The sequence below is a fragment of the Variovorax sp. V116 genome (assembly GCF_041154435.1).
Lineage (GTDB): Bacteria > Pseudomonadota > Gammaproteobacteria > Burkholderiales > Burkholderiaceae_C > Variovorax > Variovorax paradoxus.
The window spans coordinates 2,533,447-2,558,190 of the sequence record NZ_AP028661.1 but is presented as its reverse complement, the minus strand read 5'-3'; the positions used below and the strand labels follow the sequence as shown (position 1 = coordinate 2,558,190).

Here is a 24,744-nt window from a genome sequence, read left to right as displayed (position 1 = left end):
TCTCCTGTCGTTGTAGATTGCCGCACCATGCGGGCCGGCGCAGCACGCGCCGGACTTCTTTCCAGAACTCAGCCTTTTTTGAAGAACAGGCTTTCCACATCCCCCGAAACCGCCACCTTGCCCTCGGCGATCCATGCCCGATGCTTGTCGAGGCGCTTGAGATCGTAGAGGTAATTGACCATCAGGCCGTAGGACTGCTTCAGCCCCTTGGGCGAAGGATCGCCGGCCCAGTTGAGGCGCTCCACGCGCGCGCCGTTGCCCAGGTGAAAACGCGCCACCGGATCGGCCGGCGTGCCGTCGACCAGCGTGCGGCCCAGGTATTCGGCCGCGGCCTGCAGCAGCCACTGGCGCAGCGGCGACTTGGCATCGAGCGTGGCCGGCGCCTCCACCGCGGCAAGCAGCCGCTCGGCGGTCGGCGGCAGCGAGCCGACGAGGCGGCCGAGCTCGGCCTCGCGCTTCTCGTCCAGGCGCGGCAGCAGCTCGGCGGCATTCCGGGCGAGCCAGCTGCGAAAGCCCGGGATCGGCGACAGCGTGGCAAAGGTCTTCAGGCGCGGCAGCTCTTCCTGCAGCGTCTCGACCACGCGCTTGATGAGCGAATCGCCAAAGCTCACGCCGCGCAGCCCGGTCTGCGTGTTGCTGATCGAATAGAAGATGGCGGTGGTGGCCTTGGCCGGCTGGATCGGCACGGCGGCCTCGTCGAGCAGCGGCGTGATGCCGTCGCTGATACGGTCGACCAGCGCCACCTCGACGAAGATCAGCGGCTCGTTGGGCAGCCGCGGATGGAAGAAGCCGTAGCAGCGGCGGTCGCTGTCGTCGAGCCGGTTCTTCACGTCGGTCCAGCTCTTGATGTCGTGCACGGCCTCGTAGCGGATCAGCTTCTCGATCAGCGACGCCGGCGAATGCCAGTCGATCCGTCGCAATTCAAGGAAGGCGACGTCGAACCAGGTGGAGAACAGGTGCTCCAGTTCGGCATCGAGCGCGAGCAGCCGCTTGTCCGACTTGAGGAACGGCAGCAGCTCGGCGCGCAGGTCGACCAGGAAGCGCATGCCCTCGGGCTCGACTGCAAAACGCTGCAAGAGGCGCATGCGCGGCGACACCAGCGCGCGCCTCAGCCGCAGTTCGGCCTGTCCTTCGTCGGGCGTTCCCACGGCGGCCTGGTGCTGGTCGCGCGCGGACTTGAGCTTGTGCGGATCGGCCGCGAAATGCTCGCTCATGAGCGCCCAGTAGTCGCGCCGCTCCTCGGGCGTGGCGGCGGCATATTCGCGTGCAATGGCATGGGCCCGGCGCCCGCCCTCGACCTCGCTCACGCGCGGATCGATCACCGCCTGCAGCGCCGTGAGCACGCGGCGCAGCGCGCGCGGCGACAGGGCCTCGTCGGCCTTGCGCAGCGTGGCCTGCAGCCGCTCGGCGGTCGAGCGCATGCTGGGTCTTGCGGCCGACTTGGGTGCGCCGCGGGCCGCGCCGTCGGATGCCACGGGCACCCTGGCTGCGGCCTTTTCGCCGGACTTTTCGCCAGAGCGCAATCGCGCCTGGAACCACTCGGTCGCACTCATCGACAAGCTCCAATGCTGTGGGCTGCGGGAATGCCGTCTTCTTTCAGGCGGCTCACGACATCACCCTCGATTTCTGTTGCCGCGCCACCGCGCGCAGCGCCTCGCGCTGGCGCGTCAGGTGCGTGCGCATGGCCGCGTCCGCGCCCTCGCTGTCGCGCGCCTTGAGCGCCGCGAACACCGCCAGGTGCTCCGACAGGCTCTGCTCGAGCCGGCCCGGCGCATGCAGCTGCTGAAGCCGCGCCAGCTTGAGAATTTTGCGCAGATCGCCAATCACCTGCGCCAGCCACTTGTTATCGGCCAGCTGGATGATGGCCTCGTGGATCTGGTGGTTGGTGGCGTAGTAGTCGTTGATGCGCTTGGCCTTGGCGTGGCGCACCAGCCGTTCGTGCAGCACGTCGAGCTCGCTGAGTTCCGCATCGCTGGCGTTGCGCGCCGCCTCGTAGGCGCAGCGGCCTTCGAGCAGCGCGATGACGGGAAATATCTCGTCCAGATCGCGCTCCGTCACCTCGCGCACGAAGCAGCCGCGCCGCGGCTCGTGGCGCAGCAGGCCTTCGGCCGTGAGCACTTTGAGCGCCTCGCGCAAGGGCGTGCGCGAGATCGACAGCCGCTCGCACAGCGCGGCCTCGTCCAGGAAGCTGCCCGGCACCAGCGCGCCCGCGAAGATCTGCTCGCGCAGCGTGGCGGCGACTTCGTCGTGCAGGGAGTTGGGGACCAGGCGCATGGCGGTTGGAGGAAATCCGGCTCGCGTAATTTTCTGTAATTACGCGTAATTGTGAGGCGCGCCCGAAGGAGCCGCAAGGCCGCGCATCCCCTGCGCGGCCCGTGCTTACCCTGAGGACGCGATGCTCAGGCGCTCGCCGGCTGGCGGCGCTGCGCGGCCCAGATCCACAGGCCGATGCCGAAGATCACCATCGGCACGCTGAGCCACTGCCCCTGGCTCAGGTTCAGCGCGCGCAGGCCCAGGAAATCGTCGGGCTCGCGGAAATACTCGGCGATGAAGCGCAGCACGCCGTAGCCGATCAGGAACACCGCGGCCACCTGCCCCTGCTTGCGTTCCTTGCGGGCGTACAGCCACATGATGGCAAACAGCAGAAGCCCCTCGAGCAGGAACTGGTACACCTGCGAGGGATGGCGCGGCAGCATCGAGCCGCTCTGCGGAAACACCATGCCCCAGGGCAGGTCGGGGCTGCTGAAGCGGCCCCAGAGCTCGCCGTTGATGAAGTTGCCGACGCGCCCCGCCGCCAGGCCCGTGGGCACGCAGGGCGAGACGAAATCCATCACCTGCCAGAACGGCCGCGCGCGCGAATGCGCGAACCAGATCATCGCGCCGATCACGCCCAGCAGGCCGCCATGGAAGCTCATGCCGCCCTGCCACACGTAGAGGATCTCGAGCGGATGCGAGAGATAGAACTCGGGCTTGTAGAACAGGCAATAGCCGAGCCGCCCGCCCACGATCACGCCCATCACGCCCAGGAAGAGGATGTCCTCGATGTCCTTGCGCTGCCAGGCGCCCTGCCCGACCAGCGAGCGGTACGGTTCGTGGTGCAGCCGGCGGGTGCCGAGAAAATAGAACAGCGCGAACGCGGCCAGGTAGGTCAGGCCGTACCAGTGGATGGCCACGGGCCCGAGTTGCAGGGCGACAGGATTGATCTGCGGATACATGAGCATCCGCGGATTGTGCCCGGCCCGAATGTCGCGGCCGGCACGGGGGCGTTCAGGGCGATGTCAGTGCCCGAAACCCCGCCGAGCAGCCGGCCCCGAGCGCGATCCGGCTGGATCAGCGCGTGGTGTAGCCACCGTTGGCAAAGATGGTCTGGCCGGTGATCCACCAGCCTTCGGTGACCAGGAAGCGGACGATGGGCGCGATGTCCTCGATGTCGGTGAGGCCCTTCTTCGAGAACTTGCTGAGCGCCGCCGCACTGCTGTGGTACTCGACGGCTTCCTTGCTTTCCTGGCCGTAGAAGAACGGCGTGTCCATCGGTCCGGGGCCGATCGCGTTGACCGAGATGCCGCGCTCGCCGAACTCCTTGGAAGCCGCGCGCGTGTAGTGCTCCACCGCCGCCTTCGAGGCCGGATAGATCGCGTAGAACGGCGTGTAGGCCGCCAGCAGCGAGCTCACCAGCGACACGATGCTGCCGCCGTCGGCCAGCGTGCGGCCGGCCTGCTGGATGAAGAAGAACGCGGCCTTGGCGTTGGCGTCGAAGCTCTTGTCGTAGTCGGCTTCGGTGACATCGAGGATCGGCTTCTTGATCACCACGCCCGCGGTGTTGATGGCGATGTCGACCTGCCCGAAGTGCTTGACGGCCTGGTCGAACAGCCGGACGTTGTTCTCCACCACGGCAAGGTCGCCCTGCACCAGCAGCGTGCCGGCGCCCTTGGCCTCGAGCTCGGCGGCGGTCTTCTCGGCCTCCTTGCGCGAGGCATCGCTGTTGTAGTGGATGGCGATGCCGCGGGCGCCGCCATCGACCAGTTGATGGCCGATGAGCGCGCCGAGGTTCTTGCCGCCGCCGGCGATGACGGCGACCTTGTTCTGGAGAGTGCGTGCGGACATGGAATGGCCTCCTGCTGAAGAGCGTTGATGTGAATCGGGAAGCTTCAGTCTATTGATGGCAAGTTCCGGAATAAATCAACAATCGGGCGCTAGACTGTTCGCAGAACCACGAACAATTCGACTGGCACGCATGGACCGCATCGACCTTCTCAAGGTGTTCCTGCGCGTGGCCGAAACCGGCAGCTTCACGCGTGCGGCCGATCGGCTCGCGCTGCCGCGCGCCACCATTTCCACGGCGGTGCAGCAGCTCGAGGCGAAGCTGGGCTCGCGCCTGCTGCACCGGACCACGCGGCGCGTCGGCCTCACGCCCGACGGCGAGGTGCTGCTGGAACGCGCCCGCACGCTCGTGGCCGACATGGAAGACATCGAGCAGCAGTTCCTGCCCTCGCGCAGCCAGGTGAGCGGACGGCTCAAGGTCGATGTGCCGAGCCGCATCGCGCGGCGGCTCATCGCGCCGGCGCTGCCGGATTTCTTCGAGCGCTACCCGGCGATCGAGCTCGAGCTCGGCTCCAGCGACCGTGCGGTGGACCTGGTGCTCGAAGGTGTCGATTGCGCGCTGCGCGTGGGTCCGTTGGCGAGCAGCAGCCTGGTCGCGCGGCCGCTCGGGCATTTCACGCTGATCAATTGCGCGAGCCCGGCCTACCTGGCGCGCCATGGCACGCCGCGCACGCCGGCGGACCTGCCGGAGCACATCGCGGTCAACTACGCCTCGCCGACCAGCGGCCGCGCGGCGCCCTGGGAGTGGCAGCGCGACGGCGAGACCGCGACACTGCGCATGCGCAGCCAGGTCAGCGCAAACAACGCCGAGACCTACATCGCCTGCGCGCTGGCAGGCCTCGGGCTGATCCAGATCCCGGCCTACGACGTGCGCGAACACCTCGCGGCCGGCGAGCTGGCCGAGGTGCTGCCCGAAGCACGCGCCCAACCGCTGCCGGTGCACCTGGTCTATCCGCACCGGCGCAATCTCTCGCGCCGCATGCAAGCCTTCGCGGGCTGGCTCGAGACGCTGCTCGCCGCCTCGCTCGATACGCCCGCAGCACCGCGGCCGGCCGGCCCACGAACGCCGCGCAGGTAGGCGGCCCTACGTTGCCCGCCCCGTGCGCTCGCGCACGAATTCCACGAAGCGCGCGAGCGCCGGATGCGCGGCCTGCGCGGGCCACACGAGGCTGGTTTCGCAGGCTGGCAGCGCCACGCGGCGCCGGCCCGTGCCCTTGAACTCGCCGGCCTGCCGATAGACCACCCCGGCGCGCCGGAACTGCATCACGCTGTGCGGCACCCAGGCCACGCCGATGCCGCCGGAGACGAGGTTGACGATGGTCTGCATCTGGATCGCCTCCTGCGCCACCTGCGGCGTGCGCCCCGCCGCGTGATAGAGGTCGAAGACCGCATCGTGCAGCGACGGCACGATGCGGCGCGGAAAGATCACGAGCGGCTCGGCCAGCGCCTCGGCCAGCGGCACGGGCCGCGCACGCGCGAGCCGGTGCTGCGACGGCAGCGCCAGCACCAGCGCCTCTTCCTCCACCGGCAGGCGCGCGAGCCCGGGCGGCGCGGCGCCCGGCGAATGCAGCATCAGGCCGGCGTCGATCTCGCCGCGCGCGAAGGCCTCGAGCTGCACGTCGCCCGTGGCTTCGACCAGCTCGAGCGCCACCTCCGGGCAGCGCACGCGGAACTCGCGCACCCAGGCCGGCAGCTGCTCGAAGCCGACAGTCGAGACAAAGGCGATGCGCACGCGCCCCACCTGCCCCGCCGCCGCCGCACGGGCCCGCGCCGGCAGCGCCTGGGCGCGCGCCAGCAGTTCGCGCACGTCGGGCAGCAGCGCCTCGCCGGCCGGCGTGAGCGCCACGCGCCGGCGCGTGCGGTCGAACAGCACCACGCCCAGCGTCTTCTCGAGCTGGGCAATGGCCTGCGTCACCGGCGGCTGGGTCATGTGCAGCCGCAGCGCGGCGCGGCCGAAGTGCAGTTCCTCGGCCACGGCCACGAACTGGCGCCAGGCGCGCAGGTCGATCAAGGCATCTTTCATATGCCAAGCATATCAATCGGCGCACAAAAATGGATTGGAATGAATCAATGAGAAGTCCGATACTTGGAATTCCCCTCGATCTCCCCACGACACAAGAGACACCATGGACACCAAGCCAATCCAGATCAACCGCCGCAGCGCCAACATCGTCGAAGGCAAGAGCCGCGCGCCCAACCGCTCGATGTTCTATGCCATGGGCTACGAAGAGGCCGACTTCAAGAAGCCGATGGTCGGCGTCGCCAACGGCCACAGCACCATCACGCCCTGCAACTCGGGCCTGCAGAAGCTGGCCGACGCGGCCATGGCGGGCATCGAGGAAGCCGGCGGCAACGCGCAGGTGTTCGGCACCCCCACCATCTCCGACGGCATGGCCATGGGCACCGAAGGCATGAAGTACTCGCTGGTGAGCCGCGAAGTGATCTCCGACTGCATCGAGACCTGCGTGGGCGGCCAGTGGATGGACGGCGTGCTGGTGGTCGGCGGCTGCGACAAGAACATGCCGGGCGGCCTCATGGGCATGCTGCGCGCCAACGTGCCGGCCATCTACGTCTACGGCGGCACCATCCTGCCGGGCCGCTACAAGGGACAGGACCTCAACATCGTGAGCGTGTTCGAGGCCGTGGGCCAGAACGCCGCCGGCAACATGAGCGACGAGGACCTGCACGAGATCGAGAAGCGCGCCATCCCCGGCACCGGCTCCTGCGGCGGCATGTACACGGCCAACACCATGTCCAGCGCGTTCGAGGCGCTGGGCATCTCGCTGCCCTACTCGTCCACCATGGCCAACCCGCACGACGAGAAGGCCAATTCGGCCAAGGAATCGGCCAAGGTGCTGATCGAGGCCATCAAGAAAGACATCAAGCCGCGCGACATCGTCACCAAGAAGGCCATCGAGAACGCGGTGGCGGTGATCATGGCCACCGGCGGCTCCACCAACGCGGTGCTGCACTTCCTGGCCATTGCGCATGCGGCCGGCGTCGAGTGGTCCATCGACGACTTCGAGCGCATGCGCAAGAAGGTGCCGGTGCTGTGCGACCTGAAGCCCTCGGGCAAGTACCTCGCGGTCGACCTGCACCAGGCCGGCGGCATCCCGCAGGTCATGAAGGTGCTGCTGAACGCGGGCCTGCTGCACGGCGACTGCATCACCATCACCGGCCAGACGATCGCCGAAGTGCTGAAGGACGTGCCCGACGTGCCGCGCGCCGACCAGGACGTGATCCGCCCGATCGACAAGCCGATGTACGAAGAAGGCCACCTGGCCATCCTCAAGGGCAACCTCTCGCCCGAAGGCGCGGTCGCCAAGATCACCGGCCTCAAGAACCCGGTCATCACCGGCCCGGCGCGCGTGTTCGACGACGAGCAGTCGGCGCTCAAGGCCATCCTGGACGGCAAGATCAAGGCCGGCGACGTGATGGTGCTGCGCTACCTCGGCCCCAAGGGCGGCCCGGGCATGCCCGAGATGCTGGCCCCCACGGGCGCGCTGATCGGCGCGGGCCTCGGCGAAAGCGTGGGCCTGATCACCGATGGCCGCTTCTCGGGCGGCACCTGGGGCATGGTGGTGGGCCACGTCGCGCCTGAAGCAGCCGCGGGCGGCACCATTGCGTTCGTGAACGAGGGCGACTCGATCACCATCGATGCGCACAAGCTGGTGCTCGAACTCAATGTGCCCGAAGCCGAGCTGGCCAAGCGCCGCGAAGGCTGGAAGCCGCCGGCGCCGCGCTACACGCGCGGCGTGCAGGCCAAGTTCGCGTTCAATGCCTCGAGCGCCAGCTCGGGCGCGGTGCTCGACAAGTTCTGAGGCCGGCCAGCGCCTGCCGGGTCAGCGCTTGGGGCGCTGGCCCTTGCTGCCGGGCAGGCCCATGTTGCTGCGCTGGCGGTCGATGCGCGCCTGCTTGCGCGCCTCTTCGCGCTCGACGACCTTGCGCTTGGTGTAGCCCGACGAGTCGGCCCATGCCCACCATGCCACGGCCATGGCAAAGGGCGACAGCACGATCCACCAGCTCCAGCCGGCCACCATGCCCACCTCGAAATACTTGAGGCCCACGCCGAGCAGGCCCAACAGCAGAAAAAGCATCGCGAATCCCTCCGGGTTTTTGTTGGCAACGCTTCCGGACGCCGGTGCACGGCGCTACCTACAATCGCGTTGCATCGAATGTAACCCAGCCATTACGAATCAAGCCCCATGAAAAGACTCCTGTCATTCGCGGTTCTCGGCCTCGGCCTGGCGGCGCCCGCCTTTGCCGACCTGGCGTTGGCGACGTCGAAGAACTGCATGAGCTGCCACGCGGTGGACCGCAAGGTGCTCGGCCCCGCCTTCAAGGACGTGGCCGCCAAGTACAAGGGCAACGCCGGTGCCGTCGACATGCTGGCGGCAAAGATCATCAAGGGCGGCTCGGGCGTGTGGGGGCCGTTGGCGATGCCGGCCAACACCCAGGTGAGCGAAGCCGACGCCAAGAAGCTCGCGGCCTGGGTGCTGCTGGCGCGCTGACGCGGCGGCTCGTCAGATCCGCGGATCGATGTCCGTGGGCAGCGGCTTGCGCTCGATGCGGTCCTCGAGCTGGCCGATGTGCGCGGCCACGGTGTTGTCGGACTGCTCCGAGCGCTGGCGGATCACGCTCTCGAGCTGCCCCAGCCGGGTCAGCAGCGCGGCATGCCGATCGGCGTTCTGCGCCATGTGCTTGGTTTCCTGCGCTTCGAGGAAATTGCGCAGCTCGGTGAAGCGCGAGGCCTCGGCCTTGTCGGCCAGGTCGCGCTGCACCTGCATTTCCCTGTTGTGGCGCTTGGCATCGAGCAGCACCGAACTGTGCAGGTACAGGACGTAGACCAGGAAGAACACGCCCAGGGCCACGGTCAGGCCCAGCATCATGAGGCCCAGCGGCGCCGACACGGTCATGAAGCCCAGCGACACCGGCACCGGTGCCGAGAGCGTGCCCCAGTTGAGCGCGGCGAGCGCCGCGATCAGCAGCAGGATGGCGAAAAGGAAAGCAGATCTCACGCCCATGGGGGCCTCCTTCGTAAAGATCGAACACAGTGAACCCGCCATGCACGTCGAGGTGCATGGCAACTGCGCCGGTTTTACCTCAGGCCGCGGGCCGCCATGGCCCCTGCTTCCCACTTACGGCCATGTCCTACAGATCGAATCAGTTGGTCTGTGACAACTGCTCCAGGATCGCCGGATTTTCCAGCGTCGAGATGTCCTGCGTGATGGCCTCGCCCTTGGCAATGCTGCGCAGCAGGCGCCGCATGATCTTGCCGCTGCGCGTCTTGGGCAGGTTCTCGCCGAAGCGGATGTCCTTGGGCTTGGCGATCGGGCCGATCTCCTTGGCCACCCAGGCGCGCAGTTCGTTGGCGATCTGCTTGGCCTCCTCGCCGCTCGGGCGCCCGCGCTTGAGCACCACGAAGGCGCACACCGCCTCGCCCGTCACGTCGTCGGGCCGCCCCACCACCGCCGCCTCGGCCACCAGGTCGGTCTTGGACACCAGCGCCGATTCGATCTCCATCGTGCCCAGGCGGTGGCCCGAGACGTTCAGCACGTCGTCGATGCGCCCCGTGATGCGGAAGTAGCCGCGGTCGGCACTGCGCACCGCGCCGTCGCCGGCCAGGTAGATGGTGCCGCCCATCTCCTCGGGGAAGTAGCTCTTCCTGAAGCGCTCGGGGTCGTTCCAGATGGTGCGGATCATCGAGGGCCAGGGCCGCTTGATGACCAGCATGCCGCCCGCGCCGTTGGGCAGGTCCTTGCCGGTCTCGTCCACGATGGCGGCCATGATGCCCGGCAGCGGCAGCGTGCACGAGCCCGGCACCAGCGGCGTGGCGCCCGGCAAGGGCGTGATGACGTGGCCGCCGGTCTCGGTCTGCCAGAAGGTGTCGACGATCGGACATTTCTCATGGCCGATGTTCCGGTGGTACCACATCCAGGCCTCGGGGTTGATGGGCTCGCCGACCGAGCCGAGGATGCGCAGGCTGTCCAGGTTCCAGTTCCTGGGGTGCACCTTCTCGTCCGATTCGGCGGCCTTGATGAGCGAGCGGATGGCGGTGGGGGCGGTGTAGAAGACGCTGACCTGGTGTTTTTCGATCATCTGCCAGAAGCGCCCGGCGTGCGGGAAGGTGGGGATGCCCTCGAACACGACCTGGGTGGCGCCGGCGGCGAGCGGGCCGTAGGCGACGTAGGTGTGGCCGGTGATCCAGCCGATGTCGGCGGTGCACCAGAAGACGTCCTCGGGCCGGATGTCGAAGGTCCAGTCCATGGTGAGCCGGGCCCACAGCAGGTAGCCGCCGGTGGCGTGCTGCACGCCCTTGGGCTTGCCGGTGGAGCCGGAGGTGTAGAGGATGAAGAGGGGGTGCTCGGCGTTGACCGGCACGGGCGGGCAGTCGGTGCTCTGGCCCTGGAGCGCCTCGGCGAAGGTCTTGTCGCGGCCTTCGACACGGGGCCAGGCGCTGGGGGTGCGTTCGTAGACGAAGACGGTGCGGATGGATTCGCAGCCGCCCAGGGCGATGCCGTCGTCGACGATGGCCTTGAGGGGCAGCTCCTTGCCGCCGCGCAGCTGGTAGTTGGCGGTGATGACGGCCACGGCGCCGGCGTCGATGATGCGCTCCTGCAGGGCCTTGGCGGAGAAGCCGCCGAACACGACGCTGTGGGTGGCGCCGATGCGCGCGCACGCCTGCATGGCGACCACGCCCTCGATGGTCATGGGCATGTAGATGATGACGCGGTCGCCCTTGCCGATGCCGGCGGCCTTCAGGGCGTTGGCGAACTGGCTCACGCGGGCGAGCAGTTCCTTGTAGCTGACGCGGGTGACGGCGCCGTCGTCGGCTTCGAAGACGATGGCGGTCTTGTGTTCGACGGGGGTGCCGATGTGGCGGTCCAGGCAGTTGGCGCTGGCGTTGAGTTCGCCGTCGCCGAACCATTGGTAGAAGGGGGCGTTGGATTCGTCGAGTGTCTTCGTGAAGGGTTGGGTCCAGCTCAGGTTCTCGCGCGCCAGGCGGCTCCAGAAGCCTTCGAAGTCCTGTTCGGCCTCCTGGCACAGGGCCTCGTAGGCGGCCATGCCGGCAATGCGCGCGCCAGCGCTGGCGCGGGCGTCGGGGGGGAACACGCGGTTCTCGACCAGGACGGATTCGATGTTCTTCGATGCGCTGCTGCTCATTTTCTTGTCTCCTTGATCTAGGTGCGGCCGTAATGTCGGCGGGCCCACTTACGGGCCACTGACGGTTGCGATGTTAGTTCGCAGGGTTATCACGAGTCGGACATGGGGGCACCTCTAGAATCGCCGGTCGTTTCCAACCATCCTCTCCATGTCCGCACCCGAATCCTTCGACCGCCCGAATACGCCTGTTCCAGCCCGCGGCTCGCCGCTGCGGCCGCTGCCCAAGCTGATTTTCGCGAGCCGCTGGCTGCAGCTGCCGCTCTACCTGGGGCTGATCGTGGCGCAGGCGGTGTACGTGGTGCACTTCCTGGTCGAGCTGCTGCACCTGGTGGAGGCGGCCTTCGGCAGCAAGGACGCGCTGCAGGCGCTGATCACCAGCATCGGCTACAAGACCACCGCGCCGGTGGGCACGCTCAACGAAACAGTGATCATGCTGGTGGTGCTGGCGCTGATCGACGTGGTGATGATCTCCAACCTGCTGATCATGGTGATCGTGGGCGGCTACGAAACCTTCGTGAGCCGCATGGACCTCGAAGGCCACCGCGACCAGCCCGAGTGGCTGAGCCATGTGAACGCCTCGGTGCTCAAGGTCAAGCTGGCCACCGCCATCATCGGCATCAGCTCGATCCACCTGCTGAAGACCTTCATCAACGCGGACAACTACACCGACCGCGTGCTGATTGCGCAGACCGTGATCCACATCGCCTTCCTGTTCTCGGCCATGGCCATCGCCTACACCGACAGGCTCATGGCGCCCGCCGTGCCGCAGGGCGGCGGTTCGCACTGAGCGCCGGGCCTGCCTGCGGCAGGTCCCAGGCGGGCACGCCGGTAAAACGCCTGGCAAGAAAGTCGAGCATTGTGCGCAGCGTGGCCGGCATGTGCTTGCGCGAGGCATACACCGCATACATGCCGACCACCTGCGGCTCGAACTCCGGGAACAGCCGCACCAGTTCGCCGGCCTGCAGCAGGCCGGCGGTCAGGTAGGTCGGCAGCATCGCGATGCCGGCCCCGGCCCGCGCCAGGTGCATCAGGCTCGCGGCATCGTTGGTCGACACGTTGCCGCCCACGGCCACCGACACGGGCGTGCCGTCTTCCCTGCGCGTGAAATTCCAGAGGCTGCGCCCGAAGTACGAGTGCGTGAGGCAGTTGCGCTGGGCCAGCTCCTCCACGCGCAGCGGCTGCCCGTGCTCCTTCAGGTAGCCGGGTGATGCGCACACCACCGAGCGGCAATCGGTGAGCCGCCGCGCAATCAGGTTGGGATCGATCTCCACCGCCACGCGGATCGCCAGGTCGATGCGCTCGTCCACCAGGTTCACCGCCCGGTCCAGCAGCACCAGGTCGACCGCCACGCCGGGATGGAGCCGCACGTAGTCGGCCACGGCATCGGCCAGCTGCGCCTGTGCGAACGAGGTGCTGGCCGTGATGCGCAGCTGGCCGCGCGGCGCCTCGGCCGGCTGCCGCACGGCCTCCTGCATGTCGCCCGCGAGCTCGAGCACCTGGCGGCAGCGCGGCAGCAGTTCCTCGCCCGCCGCCGTGAGGCTCAGCCGGCGCGTCGTGCGGTGCAAGAGGCGCGCACCCGTCCATTGCTCGAGTTCGGCCACGTAGCGCGTGACCACCGGGCGCGAGAGGTCGAGCTTGTCGGCCGCGGCCGAAAGGCTGCCCGAATCCACCACGGTGACGAACACGCGCATTGCATTCAATCGGTCCATTCGAACGATTTTAGGAATAAACAAGCGCGCAATTCGAGGTATTTCTTTCGAAAGCAGAAACCTAAGATGCGCTTCATCCCAACCACTTTCTGGAGCCATCCAATGAGCCACATCGCCATCATCGGCGCCACCGGACGCGCCGGCGGCCGCCTTCTCGAAGAGGCCCTGCGCCGCGGCCACACCGTGACGGCCATCGCGCGCAAGGCGAGCGAAAAACTCTCGGGCCGCACCAACGTGAAGGCCATCGACCTCGACGTGCTCGACAGCGCCGCGCTCGAAAAGGCACTGGCCGGCCACGACGCCGTCTTCAGCGCCGCGCACTTCTCCACCGTGCCGCCCGCGGCCATCATCGAGCCGGCCAAGCGCGCAGGCGTGAAGCGCCTGCTGGTGGTCGGCGGCGCCGGCAGCCTGTTCGCGGCGCCGGGCCTGAAGGTGATCGACACGCCGAACTTCCCCGAGGCCTACAAGGCCGAGGCCACAGCCGGCGGCGTGTTCCTGGAGGCGCTGCGCAACGAGAAGGAACTCGACTGGACTTTTCTCTCGCCCTCGGCCGAGTTCGTCGAAGGCGAGCGCACGGGCAAGTTCCGCCTGGGCAAGGACGACCTGCTCGTGAGCGCCGAGGGGCGCAGCTGGATCACCTTCGAGGACTACGCGATCGCGTTCATCGACGAGCTCGAAAAACCGGCGCACTCGCGCCAGCGCTACACCATCGGGTACTGATCAACGGCCGGTCATGTTCTCCGGCACCACCCACTGGTCGAACTGCTCGGCCGTGAGGTGGCCCGAAGCAATCGCGGCCTCGCGCAGGCTGGTGCCTTCCTTGTGCGCCTTCTTCGCGATGTAGGCCGACTTGTCGTAGCCGATGTGCGTGTTGAGCGCCGTCACCAGCATCAGCGAACGCTGCACCAGCTCGGTGATGCGTTCGCGGTTCGGCTCGATGCCCACGGCGCAGTGGTCGTTGAAGCTCACCATGCCGTCGGCCAGCAGGCGCACGCTCTGCAGGAAGTTGTGCGCCACCATCGGGCGGAACACATTCAGTTCGAAGTTGCCCGAGGCGCCGCCGATGTTGATGGCCACGTCGTTGCCGAACACCTGCGCGGCCAGCATCGTGACGGCTTCGCTCTGTGTCGGGTTGACCTTGCCCGGCATGATCGAAGAGCCCGGTTCGTTCTCTGGAATGCTGAGTTCGCCGATGCCGCTGCGCGGGCCGCTCGCGAGCCAGCGCACGTCGTTGGCAATCTTGTTCATGCTGGCGGCAAGTGTCTTGAGCGCGCCGTGGGCATGCACCAGCGCATCGACGCTGGCCATGGCTTCGAACTTGTTGGGCGCGGTCACGAACGGCAGGCCCGTGAGCTTGGCCAGCTCGGCCGCCACCTGCTCGGCATAGCCCTTGGGCGCATTGAGCCCGGTGCCGACGGCCGTGCCGCCCAGCGCCAGTTCGCACAGGTGCGGCAGCGCGGCGCGCACATGCGCCTCGCCATGCGCGAGCTGCGCCACATAGCCCGAGAACTCCTGGCCCAGCGTGAGCGGCGTGGCGTCCTGCAGGTGGGTGCGGCCGATCTTCACGATGTCGGCAAAGTCCTTCGACTTCTGCTCGAGCGTGCTGCGCAGCCTGGCGATGGCCGGCAGCAGCTTGTGCGTGATGGCCTCGACGGCCGCCACGTGCATGGCGGTGGGGAACACGTCGTTGCTCGACTGGCTGCGGTTCACGTCGTCGTTCGGGTGCACGAGGCGCCCTTCCCCGCGCTCGCCGCCGAGCAGTTCGCTCGCGCGGTTGGCCAGCACCTCGTTGACGTTCATGTTGGTCTGCGTGCCCGAGCCGGTCTGCCAGACCACCAGCGGAAACTCGCCCGGATGCTTGCCGGCAATGACCTCGTCGGCCGCGGCCACGATGGCCTTGGTTTTTTTCTCGTCCTGCAGGCCCAGCGCGTGGTTGACCACGGCCGAGGCGCGCTTGACCTGCGCCAGCGCCTTGATGATCTCGCGCGGCTGCTGCTCGCCGGAGATGTCGAAGTTCTGCAGCGAGCGCTGCGTCTGCGCACCCCACAGCTTGTCGGCCGGCACGTCGATCGGTCCGAAGGTATCGCGCTCGGCACGGGTCTTGGGGGAAGTCGTCATGAGAAAAACTCCGCAGTCATGGATGGTCGCGCCGCCTGATCGGGCGCGGGCCCGAGTATCGGCCAACAAGAATAGCTCGCATCTGACGGGGCCATTGAGCCGCCGCCGACATCACGTTACGCCCGTCGGGTTGACTCGCGTCATGTCAAAAAGTTATAATCGTGGGCTTCAGACGACCAACAAGTCATGTAAATCATGGTTGGTCGGCCCTGCACTACTCGCGGATCTCCGAATCCCGTCGCGGTGCGAGGTTCTCCCCGCCGGGCCCTGTCCGGCGAACCGGCCGGATCGTTCCGGCCCCACTGCCACGCCACCTTTCGGCGGGCACTGGTTTCGTCGCCACGTCGTCTTCAGTGCCTGTCGGCAGCCTCCAGGGCTCGCCGGGCCATTGCACGCGTTCGCTCGCGCTCTGTGTTCGCAGCCTGTCGGCTGATGGCGTGACCGTTGCCGCTTCGCGCTTTGTCGCAGCGGCGCTGTGTCCAACCTTCACACAAGGAGCCCCGGCGTATGGCCAAAGGAATTCTCATCGACCATGTCTTCAAGGTGTTCGGCGACGCGCCCGAACAGGCGCTCGAACTCGTGCGCCAAGGTTTTTCGAAGAAGGAGATCCTTGCGCAAACGGGCCAGTCGATCGGCGTGTTCGATGCCACCTTCGAGATCCAGGCCGGCGAGATCTTCGTCATCATGGGCCTCTCGGGTTCGGGCAAGTCGACGTTGGTGCGCCTGCTGAACCGGCTGATCGAGCCGACCGCAGGCCGCATCGTGATCGACGGCGCGGACATCAACGAGCACTCCGACGCCAGGCTGCGCGCGCTGCGCCGCAAGGACATCAGCATGGTGTTCCAGTCCTTCGCGCTGATGCCGCACATGACGGTGCGCGAGAACACCGCCTTCGGCCTCGAACTGTCGGGCACGAGCAAGAAGGAACGCCTCGCGCAGGCCGACCTGGCGCTCGCGCAGGTGGGCCTCGCGGGCTGGGGCGACAGCTATCCCGACGAGCTCTCGGGCGGCATGCAGCAGCGCGTGGGCCTGGCGCGCGCGCTGGCCTCGGACCCGTCGATCCTCTTGATGGACGAGGCCTTCTCGGCGCTCGACCCGATCATCCGCACCGAGATGCAGTCGGAGCTGCTGCGGCTGCAGAAGGAGCAGCGGCGCACCATCGTCTTCATCTCGCACGACCTCGACGAGGCCATGCGCATCGGCGACCGCATCGCGATCATGAAGGACGGCCAGGTGATCCAGGTCGGCACGCCCGACGAGATCCTGCGCAGCCCGGCCGACGACTACGTGCGCAGCTTCGTGCGCGGCGTCGATGCGGCGGCTGTGTTCAAGGCGGCGGACATCGCGCGCAAGTCGCTCACGGTGGTGTGCGAGCACCCCGAGCGCGGTGCGCGCGCGGCGCTCAAGCTGCTCGAAGACCAGGACCGCGACTTCGCCTACGTGACGAGCCCGAACAAGCGCTTCCTCGGCGTGGTGTCGGCGGACACGCTGCGCGGCGCGCTCGACGGGCATTCAGGCTCGCTGGGGCTGCAGCACGCATTCATTGGCGACCTGCCGCGCATCGATGCCGAAGCCCCGGTGGCAGGCCTGATCGGCCAGCTCGCGCAGGCGCCGTGCGCGCTGCCGGTGGTGGCGAACGATGGCCGCTTCTGCGGTGCGATCAGCAAGACGACGCTGCTCAAGTTCCTCGACCGCGACACGCCGCCGATCGAGCCCGTCCTGCCCAACGCCGCACCCGCGCTCGCCGCCGAGCCGCACTGAAGAATTCACGAAGGCCCCCTGAACGATGAACGACAACACACTTCCTTCCGACCTGAGCACGCCCGCAACTCCCGCCTTCGCCGATCCGTGGGAAGCGCTCTCTGCCGCGCCCGACACCTCGGCCACCAGCGCCTGGCTCGATGCGCCCGCCGACGCGGCCCACCAGCTGGCCGGCTCGGCCGATGCCACGGCCAGCGGCTTGCAGCTGCACCGCCTGTGGGACGGCTCCCTGCCCGTCGAATCCTGGATCAACCAGGGCCTCGGCTGGGTGGTCGAGCATTTCCGCCCCTTCTTCCAGACCCTGCGCCTGCCCATCGACAGCACGCTGAACTGGGTCCAGGGCCTGCTGACCGGCCTGCCGACGCTCGCGATGATCGCGCTGATCGGCCTCTTCGCCTGGCAGTTCGCCGGCCGTGCGCTGGCCATCGGCACCACGGCGGCGCTGCTGCTCGTGGCCATGCTGGGCATCTGGCCCGAGGCGATGGTGACGCTGTCGCTGGTGCTGACCTCGCTGGTGTTCTGCATGATCATCGGCCTGCCGCTCGGCGTGCTGCTGGCCAGCAGCGACCGCGCGCAGCGCCTCATGCGCCCGGTGCTCGACGCGATGCAGACCACGCCCGCCTTCGTCTACCTGGTGCCGGTGGTGATGCTGTTCGGCATCGGCAACGTGCCGGGCGTGATCGTGACCATCATCTTCGCGCTGGCGCCGCTGGTGCGCCTGACCAACCTGGGCCTGCGCCAGGTGCGGCCCGACCTGATCGAGGCCGCGCGCGCCTACGGCGCCTCGCCCTGGCAGATGCTCGTGAAGGTGCAGCTGCCGCTGGCCATGCCTTCGATCATGGCGGGCATCAACCAGGCGCTGATGCTGTCGCTGTCGATGGTGGTGATCGCCTCGATGATCGCCGTCGGCGGCCTGGGCCAGATGGTGCTGCGCGGCATCGGCCGGCTCGACATGGGCCTCGCGACCGTGGGCGGCCTGGGCATCGTGCTGCTGGCGATCTCGCTCGACCGGCTCACGCAGGCCATGGGCAAGTCGCGCCGCAGCGCCGGGCGCCGCTGGTGGCACACCGGGCCGGCCGGCCTGGCGCTGCGCCTGCTGCAGCGCCTCGTGGGTACGCCGCCCCGCGGTGACGGTGCGAACGAGCCCGTTCCCGCCCTCGCCACGCAAGCGCAATGAGCCGTCACGCAGGAAATCAACGCATGAAGAAAAGAACCCGTCTCATCCTTGCCCGCGGCCTGCTGGCCCTCGGTTTCGCCGCCTTCGGCATGGGCGCACAGGCCGCCAATGACCTGCCCGGCCAGGGCGTCACCGTGCAGCCGCTCAAGAGCTCGCTCGCCGAAGAGGCGTTCCAGACGCTGCTCGTGATGCGCGCGCTCGAGAAGCTCGGCTACACGGTGGAGCCCATGAAGGACCTCGAACCCGCCACCGAGCACCTGGCCATCGCCAATGGCGACGCCACCTTCATGGCCAACCACTGGAGCCTGCTGCACGCCGACTTCTACAAGAACAGCGGCGGCGACGCCAAGCTGTGGCGCAAGGGCGTGTACTCGGACGGCGCGGTGCAGGGCTACCTGATCGACCGCAAGACGGCCGAGCAGTACAACATCCGCAGCATCGCGCAGCTGAAAGACCCGGCCATCGCCAGGCTGTTCGATGCCGACGGCGACGGCAAGGCCGACCTGACGGGCTGCAACCCCGGCTGGGGCTGCGAACTGGCGATCGAGAACCACCTGACGGCCTACCAGCTGCGCGACACCGTCACGCACAAGCAGGGCAGCTATGCCGCGCTGATGGCCGACACCATCGCCCGCTTCAAGCAGGACAAGCCGGTGCTGTACTACACCTGGACGCCCTACTGGGTCAGCGCGGTGCTGCGGCCCGGTGCGGACGTGGTGTGGCTGCAGGTGCCCTTCTCGTCCTCCCAGGGCGGCAACGCGGACACGCAGCTTCCCAACGGCAAGAACTACGGCTTCCAGGCCAACCAGGAGCAGATCGTCGCCAACCGGGCCTTCGTCGAGAAAAACCCGGCCGCCGGCCGGCTGTTCGAGGTGATGAAACTGCCGATCGGCGACATCAACGCCCAGAACCTGCGCATGAGCCAGGGCGCCAACACGCAGCAAGACCTGGAGCGCCACACTGACGGCTGGATCCGGGCGCACCGGCCGCTGTTCGATGGCTGGATCGAGCAAGCCCGGGCCGCCGCAAGGTAGAACGCGGCGGCTGAGATAATCGGGGGGCGTTTCCACACTCCAAAAAACACCCCCCACCATGACGACCACGATCCAGCAGGCCGACCTGATCGAATCGATCAGCGCCGCGCTGCAGTACATCAGCTACTACCATCCCGCCGACTACATCGCCCACTTGGCCAAGGCCTACGAGCGCGAGCAAAGCCCCGCCGCCAAGGACGCCATCGCGCAGATCCTCACCAACAGCAAGATGAGCGCCACGGGCCACCGCCCGATCTGCCAGGACACCGGCATCGTCAACGTGTTCCTCAAGGTGGGCATGGACGTGCGCTGGGGCGGCTTCACCGGCAGCCTGGACGACGCCATCAACGAAGGCGTGCGCCGCGGCTACAACCATCCCGACAACACGCTGCGCGCCTCGGTCGTGGCCGATCCGCAGTTCGACCGCAAGAACACCAAGGACAACACGCCCGCGGTGATCTTCACCGAGATCGTCCCGGGCAACACCGTCGAGGTGACGGTCGCAGCCAAGGGCGGCGGCAGCGAGAACAAGAGCAAGCTCGTGATGCTGAACCCCGGCGACAGCGTGGTCGACTGGGTGCTCAAGACCGTGCCGACCATGGGCGCCGGCTGGTGCCCGCCGGGCATGCTGGGCATCGGCATCGGCGGCACGGCCGAGAAGGCCGCGCTGATGGCCAAGGAAAGCCTGATGGACGACCTCGACATGCACGAGCTGCAGGCCAAGAAGGCCTCGGGCGCGGAACTGAGCAAGGTCGAGGCGCTGCGCATCGAGCTGTACGAGAAGGTCAATGCGCTGGGCATCGGCGCGCAAGGCCTGGGCGGCCTGGCCACCGTGCTGGACATCAAGATCAAGATGTATCCGACGCACGCGGCCAGCAAGCCCGTGGCAATGATCCCCAACTGCGCGGCCACGCGGCATGCGCACTTCGTGATGGACGGCAGCGGCGCGGTCTACCTCGACCCGCCCTCGCTCGACCTCTGGCCCGACGTCAACTGGGCACCCGACGAAAAGAAGAGCAAGCGCGTCGACCTCGACAAGCTCACGCCCGCCGAAGTGGCCAGCTGGAAGCCCGGAGACACACTGCTGCTCAACGGCAAGATGCTCACCGGCCGCGATGCCGCGCACAAGCGCATCCAGGACATGCTGGCCAAGGGCGAGAAGCTGCCAGTCGATTTCACCAACCGCGTCATCTACTACGTCGGCCCGGTCGATCCGGTGGGCGGCGAGGCCGTGGGCCCGGCCGGCCCGACCACCGCCACGCGCATGGACGGCTTCACCGAGATGATGCTGGCCCAGACCGGCCTGATCGCGATGATCGGCAAGGCCGAGCGCGGCCCGGTTGCCATCGATGCCATCAAGAAGCACAAGAGCGCCTACCTCATGGCCGTGGGCGGCGCCGCCTACCTCGTGAGCAAGGCGATCAAGACCGCCAAGGTGGTGGGCTTCGAGGACCTGGGCATGGAAGCCATCTATGAATTCGACGTGGTCGACATGCCGGTGACGGTGGCGGTCGATGCCGGCGGCACCAGCGCGCACATCACCGGCCCGGCCGAGTGGCAGAAGCGCATTGCGAGCGGCGAGTTCAAGACCATCATGATGGAAGAGGCTTGAACCACCCGGTCGGCGTCTTCGACAGCGGCGTCGGCGGGCTCAGCGTGCTGGCCGCGCTGCGCGCCGAGCTGCCGCACGAGCGCTTCGTGTACTTTGCCGACACCGCGTTCGCGCCCTATGGCGAACGCGGCGATGCCTACGTGATCGAGCGCTCGCGCAAGGTGGCGGAGCAACTGATGGCCGAGCACGGCATCAAGGCGCTGGTGGTGGCCTGCAACACGGCCACCACGGCCGCGATCCACCTGCTGCGCGCCGAGCATCCGGCCTTGCCCATCGTCGGCCTGGAGCCTGCGCTCAAGCCCGCCGTGGCGACCAGCCGCACCGGCCACATCGCGGTGATGGCCACGCGCGGAACGCTGGCCAGCGCCAAATACGCGGCGCTGCGCGACTCCTTCGCAGGAACAGCCAATGTGCGCGCCGTGCCCTGCGACGGGCTCGTGAAGGCGATCGAGGGCTTCGACACCGCGGCCATCACCGAACTCTGCGCCCGCTACATGGCCGAAGCCGGCCCCCTCGGCGATGGACCCGGCCAGGTCGATACCGTGGTGCTCGGCTGCACCCACTACCCACTCGTGAAAAATGAACTTCAGCGCCATGCGCCGCCCGCGCTGCGCTTCATCGACACCGGCGCGCCGGTCGCGCAGCAGGCCCGGCGCGTGCTGGCTTCGCTCGGCCGCCTCGCGCCCAGCGGCGAAGGCGGGCTGGTCCTGCAGGGCAGCGGCGACGCCGCCGTGCTCGAAGCCGCCGCTGCGCACTGGCTGCAACAGCCCCAAGCTGCTCCGGCTGCTGCCGCAACCGCTGCCTGAAGCCGATCCGACAACAACATGCGTCTTCGTCTCTTGCGCTGCGCCCTGCTGCTGCTCGGCCTCTCGGCAGCAGGCCTCGGCCATGCGGCCTGCGAGAGCGGCCTTGCCGAGCGCATGCATGCCAAGCTCCATCCGAACCGCCCGCTCGACGAGCGCCTGGCCGCCTGCAAGCCCTGGCCCGCCTTTCCGGGCCGCAGCATCGTGGTGCTGCCCGTGCCGCGCGAAACCAGCAGCACGGGCGCCAAGGTCTTCGACCTGGAGCTGCTGCTGATCCAGCGGCCCGACAACGGCAACACCGAGCGCGACACGGTGATCGGCCGCATCTTCCAGCCCGAGGCGCTCGACGAAGACGCCGCCACCGCCATCCAGGACATCCGCATCGACACCTCGCGCTACGTGCTGTCGTCCGACACGCGCGCCTTCGGGCTGCGCGTGCGCTACCGGGGCACGGCGCCGGGCAGCACGGTGGCCAGCGAAACCATCCGCCTCTACGTGCACCACGGCAGCAAGCTGCGCGAGGTGCTGCAGGAAGTCGAGCTCGACCACGACAGCGGCGAATGGGACAGCAGTTGCACCGGCCGCTTCGAGCAGCTTCGCACCATGCTTTCGGTCGGCAAGTCGGCGAGCAACGGCTATGCCGATCTGCAGCTGTCGCGCACGCTGGTGCAGGGCCGCGCGCAGATGCAGGAAGACCAGAGCTGCACCGAGAAGGCCATGCCCGCGCGCTTCAATGCCGTGACGCTGCGCTACGACGGCGAGCGCTACCGCGTGCCCAAGTCGCTGCGCCAGCAGCCGCCCTGAGCCGGCCGGTTCAGGCGCCGCGCAGCGCGGCCGCCCTGCCGCGCGCCATGTCGATCGGCAGCAACAGCAGCAGCCCCGCAATGAACAGCGCCGCGGTCGAGAGAATCGCAATGCGCTGGTTGCCGCCCGCGGCCCAGGTGATGGCGCCGAACATCAGCGGACCGATGATGCCCGCGAGCCGCGTGGCAAAGGTCCAGAGCCCGAAGAACTCCGCAAGCTGCCGCGGCGGCGCCAGGAAGCCCGTCATCGCGCGGCCGGCCGACTGGCTCGAGCCCATCGCAAGCCCTGCAATGGCGGCGGCCCACCAGAAGGTGCCCTTGGTGGTCGCCATCGCGGCAATCACGCAGACCGCGATCCAGGCCACCAGCGTGCCGGCCAGCGAGATCTTGTGGCCGATGCGGTCCTGCACGTAGCCGAAGCCGAAGGCGCCGACAGCGGCCGCGATGTTGAGCACGAAGATCAGCACCATGGTCTCGCTCGCCACGAAGCCGATGACCTGCTCGGCATAGATGGCGGCGAGCGTGATGGCCACTGCCACGCCGCCCTGGTAGCAGACGGTGCAGACCAGCAGCTGCATGAAATCGCGGTAGGCGCGGGCCTGCCCGAAGGTGGCGCGCAATTGCTGCCATGCGCCCACTGCGCTGCCGGCCGCACGGGGCTGCGCACGCTCGGGCAGGAGCGCGAAGGTGGCGCAGGCGGCTGCGCCGTAGATGGCCGCGGTGATCAGCATCGTGACCGGGACGAAATGCGATGCAGGCAGGCCTTTGGCCTGGGCCGACAGCACGTAGGCCAGGCACAGCCCGAGCGCCAGCATGCCGCCGACGTAGCCGAAGCTCCAGCCCCATCCGCTGACCTTGCCCATGCCCTCGGCGGTCGCGAGTTCAGGCAGGAAGGCGCCGGTCAGCGACTCGCCGTAGGAATAGAAGGTGTTGGAGACGATGATCAGCGCCATCGCAACCGCAACGCCCATGGCCCCCGAGAACCTCGGCGTGAATGCGAGCGCCGCCGTGGCAAGTACGCAGCCCAGCGTCGCCACGGCGAGCACGCGCTTCTTGGCGGCACGCCGGTCGGCCCAGGCGCCGATCGCGGGCATCGAAAGCATGACGACGGCATAGGACGCGCTGAGCGCCGCAGTCCAGGCGAATGCGGCCCACGGCGCCCCCTTGGCGATGCCGCCCACGAAGTAGGCGGCAAACACGGCCGTGATGACGACCGTGGTGTAGCCGGAATTCGCAAAGTCGTACATGGCCCAGCCGAACACCTCGCGCTTGCGCACGCCGGCGTTCAGGGCAGATGACGGAAACAGCGCCATGCGGCGACGGATGATCGACCGGGCGCCGGACGCAGCCTTGGCCCGATCGGATCAGTGCAGGTGGCGCGGGCGGCGGCCGCCGCCATGCCCACCGCCGCTGCCACTGCCGCCCGTGCCCCGCGGGCGCTTGCCGATCTCGAGCGAATTCACGAGCGCATCGAAGCGGTCGCTGAAAAGGCGGTCGATCTCGGACACCACGCCGCCGAGCTCGGCGCCATCGAAGTGGCGCTCCATCAGGTTGACGACGTCTTCCACCAGCAGGTCGCGCTGCACCTGCATGATCGCGGCCGGGTTGGGGCCGACGAACAGCATCAGGAAATCGTCGCGCGACTCTTCGTCGGGGTCGCCCTCTTCTTCGTCGAAGTCGGTGTCGTAGAAGGTGACCTCGATGGCGGCGCCGCGCTCGGACAGTTCGTTCAGGGCCATGCACATCTCGTCGAGCGCCTGGCGAAAGTCTTCGTCGCCCGGCACCGTCCAGCAGATCTGGAGCATGTGGTCCTTCTGCTCGAAGCGGATGCCGGGTTCTTCTTCGTAGGTGCTGGTCGCGCCGTCGGCCAGCGACTTGGCGCCTGCGTAGGCCCACAGCGGCTTGAGCGCTTCCTGGATCTGGTCGAAGCCGACGTCGGAGCGCAAGGGCACGTCGCCGTGCACATGGATTTCAAATGGAGCGTTGTAACGAGGCATGGAGTGCTCCCTTGTCTAAATGTGGTGCCCGGAACGGGGGTCGAACCCGTATGCCCCGATTAAGGAAGCGGCGGATTTTAAGTCCGATGTGTCTACCAATTTCACCATCCGGGCCTCGGGTTGAACATCGACGATAACCCAAACGAAACGGGCCCCGGCAACGCAGGTTGGCGGGGCTGGTTTTTTTCGGTGGAGGGCGGATCGAGCTTGATCAGAGAGGGAGAAGGTGGAGGCGCGACCCGGAGTCGAACCGGGCTAGACGGATTTGCAATCCGTTGCATAACCGCTTTGCTATCGCGCCACGCTGCTGAAAACGAAATCGAATTCGCGAAAAAAAGGGAAGCAGTGCTTCCCTTTTTCAAAACTGGAGCGGGAAAAGAGTCTCGAACTCTCGACCTCAACCTTGGCAAGGTTGCGCTCTACCAACTGAGCTATTCCCGCGTTTCGAGCCTTGAATTATAGAAC

Annotated in this window: 23 protein-coding genes and 3 tRNA genes; 11 read left to right on the top strand and 15 right to left on the bottom strand. The window is 67.7% G+C overall.

Features of this window, described 5'->3' with window-relative positions; translation table 11 throughout:
* Positions 1-68 precede the first annotated feature (68 nt).
* From ACAM58_RS12130 to ACAM58_RS12115, 4 genes are all read right to left on the bottom strand, one after another.
* Complete coding sequence (locus ACAM58_RS12130) at positions 69-1,553, bottom strand: malonyl-CoA decarboxylase (RefSeq protein ID WP_012747645.1); 1,485 nt, start codon at positions 1,551-1,553, stop codon at positions 69-71.
* A 52-nt stretch (positions 1,554-1,605) separates the two neighbouring features.
* Positions 1,606-2,274 carry a GntR family transcriptional regulator gene (locus ACAM58_RS12125; RefSeq protein ID WP_012747644.1) on the bottom strand — a complete coding sequence of 223 codons (669 nt, stop codon included), beginning with the start codon at positions 2,272-2,274 and terminating at the stop codon, positions 1,606-1,608.
* Positions 2,275-2,399: 125 nt separating this feature from the next.
* On the bottom strand, positions 2,400-3,221 hold the full coding sequence (gene lgt, locus ACAM58_RS12120; RefSeq protein WP_041945511.1) for a prolipoprotein diacylglyceryl transferase: 822 nt from the start codon (positions 3,219-3,221) through the stop codon (positions 2,400-2,402).
* Positions 3,222-3,330: 109 nt separating this feature from the next.
* Positions 3,331-4,104, bottom strand: a complete 774-nt coding sequence (locus ACAM58_RS12115) for an SDR family oxidoreductase (RefSeq protein WP_012747642.1) — start codon at positions 4,102-4,104, stop codon at positions 3,331-3,333.
* Between the two features lie 130 nt (positions 4,105-4,234).
* On the opposite strand from ACAM58_RS12115, the gene ACAM58_RS12110 reads away from it, so the two are divergent.
* A complete protein-coding gene (locus tag ACAM58_RS12110; protein WP_012747641.1) occupies positions 4,235-5,179 on the top strand; it encodes a LysR family transcriptional regulator in 945 nt (314 codons plus the stop codon).
* Positions 5,180-5,185: 6 nt separating this feature from the next.
* Here the strand turns inward: ACAM58_RS12110 and ACAM58_RS12105 are convergent, their stop codons facing one another.
* Positions 5,186-6,124 carry a LysR family transcriptional regulator gene (locus tag ACAM58_RS12105; protein ID WP_012747640.1) on the bottom strand — a complete coding sequence of 313 codons (939 nt, stop codon included), beginning with the start codon at positions 6,122-6,124 and terminating at the stop codon, positions 5,186-5,188.
* 103 nt (positions 6,125-6,227) lie between these two features.
* On the opposite strand from ACAM58_RS12105, the gene ilvD reads away from it, so the two are divergent.
* A complete protein-coding gene (ilvD, locus tag ACAM58_RS12100) occupies positions 6,228-7,922 on the top strand; it encodes a dihydroxy-acid dehydratase (protein ID WP_012747639.1) in 1,695 nt (564 codons plus the stop codon).
* Positions 7,923-7,943: 21 nt separating this feature from the next.
* On the opposite strand, the gene ACAM58_RS12095 is transcribed toward ilvD, so the two are convergent.
* On the bottom strand, positions 7,944-8,198 hold the full coding sequence (locus ACAM58_RS12095; RefSeq protein WP_012747638.1) for a TIGR04438 family Trp-rich protein: 255 nt from the start codon (positions 8,196-8,198) through the stop codon (positions 7,944-7,946).
* A gap of 108 nt (positions 8,199-8,306) precedes the next feature.
* On the opposite strand from ACAM58_RS12095, the gene ACAM58_RS12090 reads away from it, so the two are divergent.
* The gene (locus tag ACAM58_RS12090; protein ID WP_012747637.1) at positions 8,307-8,612 is read left to right on the top strand and encodes a c-type cytochrome; all 306 of its coding nucleotides are present in this window, start codon (positions 8,307-8,309) and stop codon (positions 8,610-8,612) included.
* A gap of 12 nt (positions 8,613-8,624) precedes the next feature.
* Here the strand turns inward: ACAM58_RS12090 and ACAM58_RS12085 are convergent, their stop codons facing one another.
* Both ACAM58_RS12085 and acs read right to left on the bottom strand, forming a co-directional pair.
* Complete coding sequence (locus ACAM58_RS12085) at positions 8,625-9,125, bottom strand: hypothetical protein (RefSeq protein ID WP_012747636.1); 501 nt, start codon at positions 9,123-9,125, stop codon at positions 8,625-8,627.
* A gap of 139 nt (positions 9,126-9,264) precedes the next feature.
* Positions 9,265-11,265 (bottom strand): acetate--CoA ligase, encoded by a 2,001-nt coding sequence (gene acs, locus ACAM58_RS12080; protein ID WP_369664460.1) that lies wholly within the window; start codon positions 11,263-11,265, stop codon positions 9,265-9,267.
* Between the two features lie 148 nt (positions 11,266-11,413).
* Between acs and ACAM58_RS12075 the strand changes: the two genes are divergently transcribed.
* The gene (locus ACAM58_RS12075) at positions 11,414-12,052 is read left to right on the top strand and encodes a YqhA family protein (protein WP_012747634.1); all 639 of its coding nucleotides are present in this window, start codon (positions 11,414-11,416) and stop codon (positions 12,050-12,052) included.
* On the opposite strand, the gene ACAM58_RS12070 is transcribed toward ACAM58_RS12075, so the two are convergent.
* Positions 12,012-12,974 (bottom strand): LysR family transcriptional regulator, encoded by a 963-nt coding sequence (locus ACAM58_RS12070; RefSeq protein WP_012747633.1) that lies wholly within the window; start codon positions 12,972-12,974, stop codon positions 12,012-12,014. The two genes, ACAM58_RS12075 and ACAM58_RS12070, sit on opposite strands and share 41 nt — an antisense overlap.
* A 102-nt stretch (positions 12,975-13,076) precedes the next feature.
* On the opposite strand from ACAM58_RS12070, the gene ACAM58_RS12065 reads away from it, so the two are divergent.
* Positions 13,077-13,694 (top strand): NAD(P)-dependent oxidoreductase, encoded by a 618-nt coding sequence (locus ACAM58_RS12065; RefSeq protein WP_012747632.1) that lies wholly within the window; start codon positions 13,077-13,079, stop codon positions 13,692-13,694.
* On the opposite strand, the gene fumC is transcribed toward ACAM58_RS12065, so the two are convergent.
* Positions 13,695-15,092, bottom strand: a complete 1,398-nt coding sequence (gene fumC / locus ACAM58_RS12060; protein WP_012747631.1) for a class II fumarate hydratase — start codon at positions 15,090-15,092, stop codon at positions 13,695-13,697.
* Between the two features lie 507 nt (positions 15,093-15,599).
* Here fumC and proV point away from each other — a divergent pair.
* Genes proV through ACAM58_RS12030 form a run of 6 tightly spaced genes read left to right on the top strand, consistent with a single transcriptional unit; the run spans position 15,600 to position 22,283 of the window.
* Positions 15,600-16,853 carry a glycine betaine/L-proline ABC transporter ATP-binding protein ProV gene (gene proV, locus ACAM58_RS12055; RefSeq protein WP_012747630.1) on the top strand — a complete coding sequence of 418 codons (1,254 nt, stop codon included), beginning with the start codon at positions 15,600-15,602 and terminating at the stop codon, positions 16,851-16,853.
* Positions 16,854-16,878: 25 nt separating this feature from the next.
* Positions 16,879-18,030: a glycine betaine/L-proline ABC transporter permease ProW gene (gene proW / locus ACAM58_RS12050; RefSeq protein ID WP_012747629.1), complete on the top strand. Its 1,152-nt coding sequence runs from the start codon at positions 16,879-16,881 to the stop codon at positions 18,028-18,030.
* 23 nt (positions 18,031-18,053) lie between these two features.
* Entirely contained in the window at positions 18,054-19,064 is a 1,011-nt protein-coding gene (proX, locus tag ACAM58_RS12045) for a glycine betaine/L-proline ABC transporter substrate-binding protein ProX (RefSeq protein WP_012747628.1), read from the top strand.
* A gap of 58 nt (positions 19,065-19,122) precedes the next feature.
* Positions 19,123-20,676 (top strand): fumarate hydratase, encoded by a 1,554-nt coding sequence (locus ACAM58_RS12040; protein WP_012747627.1) that lies wholly within the window; start codon positions 19,123-19,125, stop codon positions 20,674-20,676.
* Positions 20,673-21,482 (top strand): glutamate racemase, encoded by an 810-nt coding sequence (gene murI, locus ACAM58_RS12035; RefSeq protein ID WP_012747626.1) that lies wholly within the window; start codon positions 20,673-20,675, stop codon positions 21,480-21,482. Before ACAM58_RS12040 ends, murI begins: the two co-directional genes overlap by 4 nt.
* A gap of 18 nt (positions 21,483-21,500) precedes the next feature.
* A complete protein-coding gene (locus ACAM58_RS12030; protein WP_012747625.1) occupies positions 21,501-22,283 on the top strand; it encodes a hypothetical protein in 783 nt (260 codons plus the stop codon).
* 10 nt (positions 22,284-22,293) lie between these two features.
* Here ACAM58_RS12030 and ACAM58_RS12025 read toward each other — a convergent pair whose 3' ends face one another.
* The 5 genes from ACAM58_RS12025 to ACAM58_RS12005 all read right to left on the bottom strand — a co-directional run bounded on the left by ACAM58_RS12025 (position 22,294) and on the right by ACAM58_RS12005 (position 24,720).
* Positions 22,294-23,595 carry an MFS transporter gene (locus ACAM58_RS12025; protein WP_012747624.1) on the bottom strand — a complete coding sequence of 434 codons (1,302 nt, stop codon included), beginning with the start codon at positions 23,593-23,595 and terminating at the stop codon, positions 22,294-22,296.
* 51 nt (positions 23,596-23,646) lie between these two features.
* Complete coding sequence (locus ACAM58_RS12020; RefSeq protein ID WP_012747623.1) at positions 23,647-24,279, bottom strand: DUF6806 family protein; 633 nt, start codon at positions 24,277-24,279, stop codon at positions 23,647-23,649.
* A gap of 22 nt (positions 24,280-24,301) precedes the next feature.
* Positions 24,302-24,393 (bottom strand) — tRNA-Leu (locus ACAM58_RS12015).
* A 113-nt stretch (positions 24,394-24,506) separates the two neighbouring features.
* Positions 24,507-24,580 (bottom strand) — tRNA-Cys (locus tag ACAM58_RS12010).
* Between the two features lie 64 nt (positions 24,581-24,644).
* Positions 24,645-24,720, bottom strand: a tRNA-Gly gene (locus ACAM58_RS12005).
* Between the last annotated feature and the right edge of the window lie 24 nt (positions 24,721-24,744).

Coding starts and splice junctions, on each gene's coding strand:
- ACAM58_RS12130 (WP_012747645.1), bottom strand. CDS start 1,553: ATGAGTGCGACCGAGTGGTTCCAGGCGCGATTGCGCTCTGGCGAAAAG.
- ACAM58_RS12125 (WP_012747644.1), bottom strand. CDS start 2,274: ATGCGCCTGGTCCCCAACTCCCTGCACGACGAAGTCGCCGCCACGCTG.
- lgt (WP_041945511.1), bottom strand. CDS start 3,221: ATGCTCATGTATCCGCAGATCAATCCTGTCGCCCTGCAACTCGGGCCC.
- ACAM58_RS12115 (WP_012747642.1), bottom strand. CDS start 4,104: ATGTCCGCACGCACTCTCCAGAACAAGGTCGCCGTCATCGCCGGCGGC.
- ACAM58_RS12110 (WP_012747641.1), top strand. CDS start 4,235: ATGGACCGCATCGACCTTCTCAAGGTGTTCCTGCGCGTGGCCGAAACC.
- ACAM58_RS12105 (WP_012747640.1), bottom strand. CDS start 6,124: ATGAAAGATGCCTTGATCGACCTGCGCGCCTGGCGCCAGTTCGTGGCC.
- ilvD (WP_012747639.1), top strand. CDS start 6,228: ATGGACACCAAGCCAATCCAGATCAACCGCCGCAGCGCCAACATCGTC.
- ACAM58_RS12095 (WP_012747638.1), bottom strand. CDS start 8,198: ATGCTTTTTCTGCTGTTGGGCCTGCTCGGCGTGGGCCTCAAGTATTTC.
- ACAM58_RS12090 (WP_012747637.1), top strand. CDS start 8,307: ATGAAAAGACTCCTGTCATTCGCGGTTCTCGGCCTCGGCCTGGCGGCG.
- ACAM58_RS12085 (WP_012747636.1), bottom strand. CDS start 9,125: ATGGGCGTGAGATCTGCTTTCCTTTTCGCCATCCTGCTGCTGATCGCG.
- acs (WP_369664460.1), bottom strand. CDS start 11,265: ATGAGCAGCAGCGCATCGAAGAACATCGAATCCGTCCTGGTCGAGAAC.
- ACAM58_RS12075 (WP_012747634.1), top strand. CDS start 11,414: ATGTCCGCACCCGAATCCTTCGACCGCCCGAATACGCCTGTTCCAGCC.
- ACAM58_RS12070 (WP_012747633.1), bottom strand. CDS start 12,974: ATGGACCGATTGAATGCAATGCGCGTGTTCGTCACCGTGGTGGATTCG.
- ACAM58_RS12065 (WP_012747632.1), top strand. CDS start 13,077: ATGAGCCACATCGCCATCATCGGCGCCACCGGACGCGCCGGCGGCCGC.
- fumC (WP_012747631.1), bottom strand. CDS start 15,092: ATGACGACTTCCCCCAAGACCCGTGCCGAGCGCGATACCTTCGGACCG.
- proV (WP_012747630.1), top strand. CDS start 15,600: ATGGCCAAAGGAATTCTCATCGACCATGTCTTCAAGGTGTTCGGCGAC.
- proW (WP_012747629.1), top strand. CDS start 16,879: ATGAACGACAACACACTTCCTTCCGACCTGAGCACGCCCGCAACTCCC.
- proX (WP_012747628.1), top strand. CDS start 18,054: ATGAAGAAAAGAACCCGTCTCATCCTTGCCCGCGGCCTGCTGGCCCTC.
- ACAM58_RS12040 (WP_012747627.1), top strand. CDS start 19,123: ATGACGACCACGATCCAGCAGGCCGACCTGATCGAATCGATCAGCGCC.
- ACAM58_RS12030 (WP_012747625.1), top strand. CDS start 21,501: ATGCGTCTTCGTCTCTTGCGCTGCGCCCTGCTGCTGCTCGGCCTCTCG.
- ACAM58_RS12025 (WP_012747624.1), bottom strand. CDS start 23,595: ATGGCGCTGTTTCCGTCATCTGCCCTGAACGCCGGCGTGCGCAAGCGC.
- ACAM58_RS12020 (WP_012747623.1), bottom strand. CDS start 24,279: ATGCCTCGTTACAACGCTCCATTTGAAATCCATGTGCACGGCGACGTG.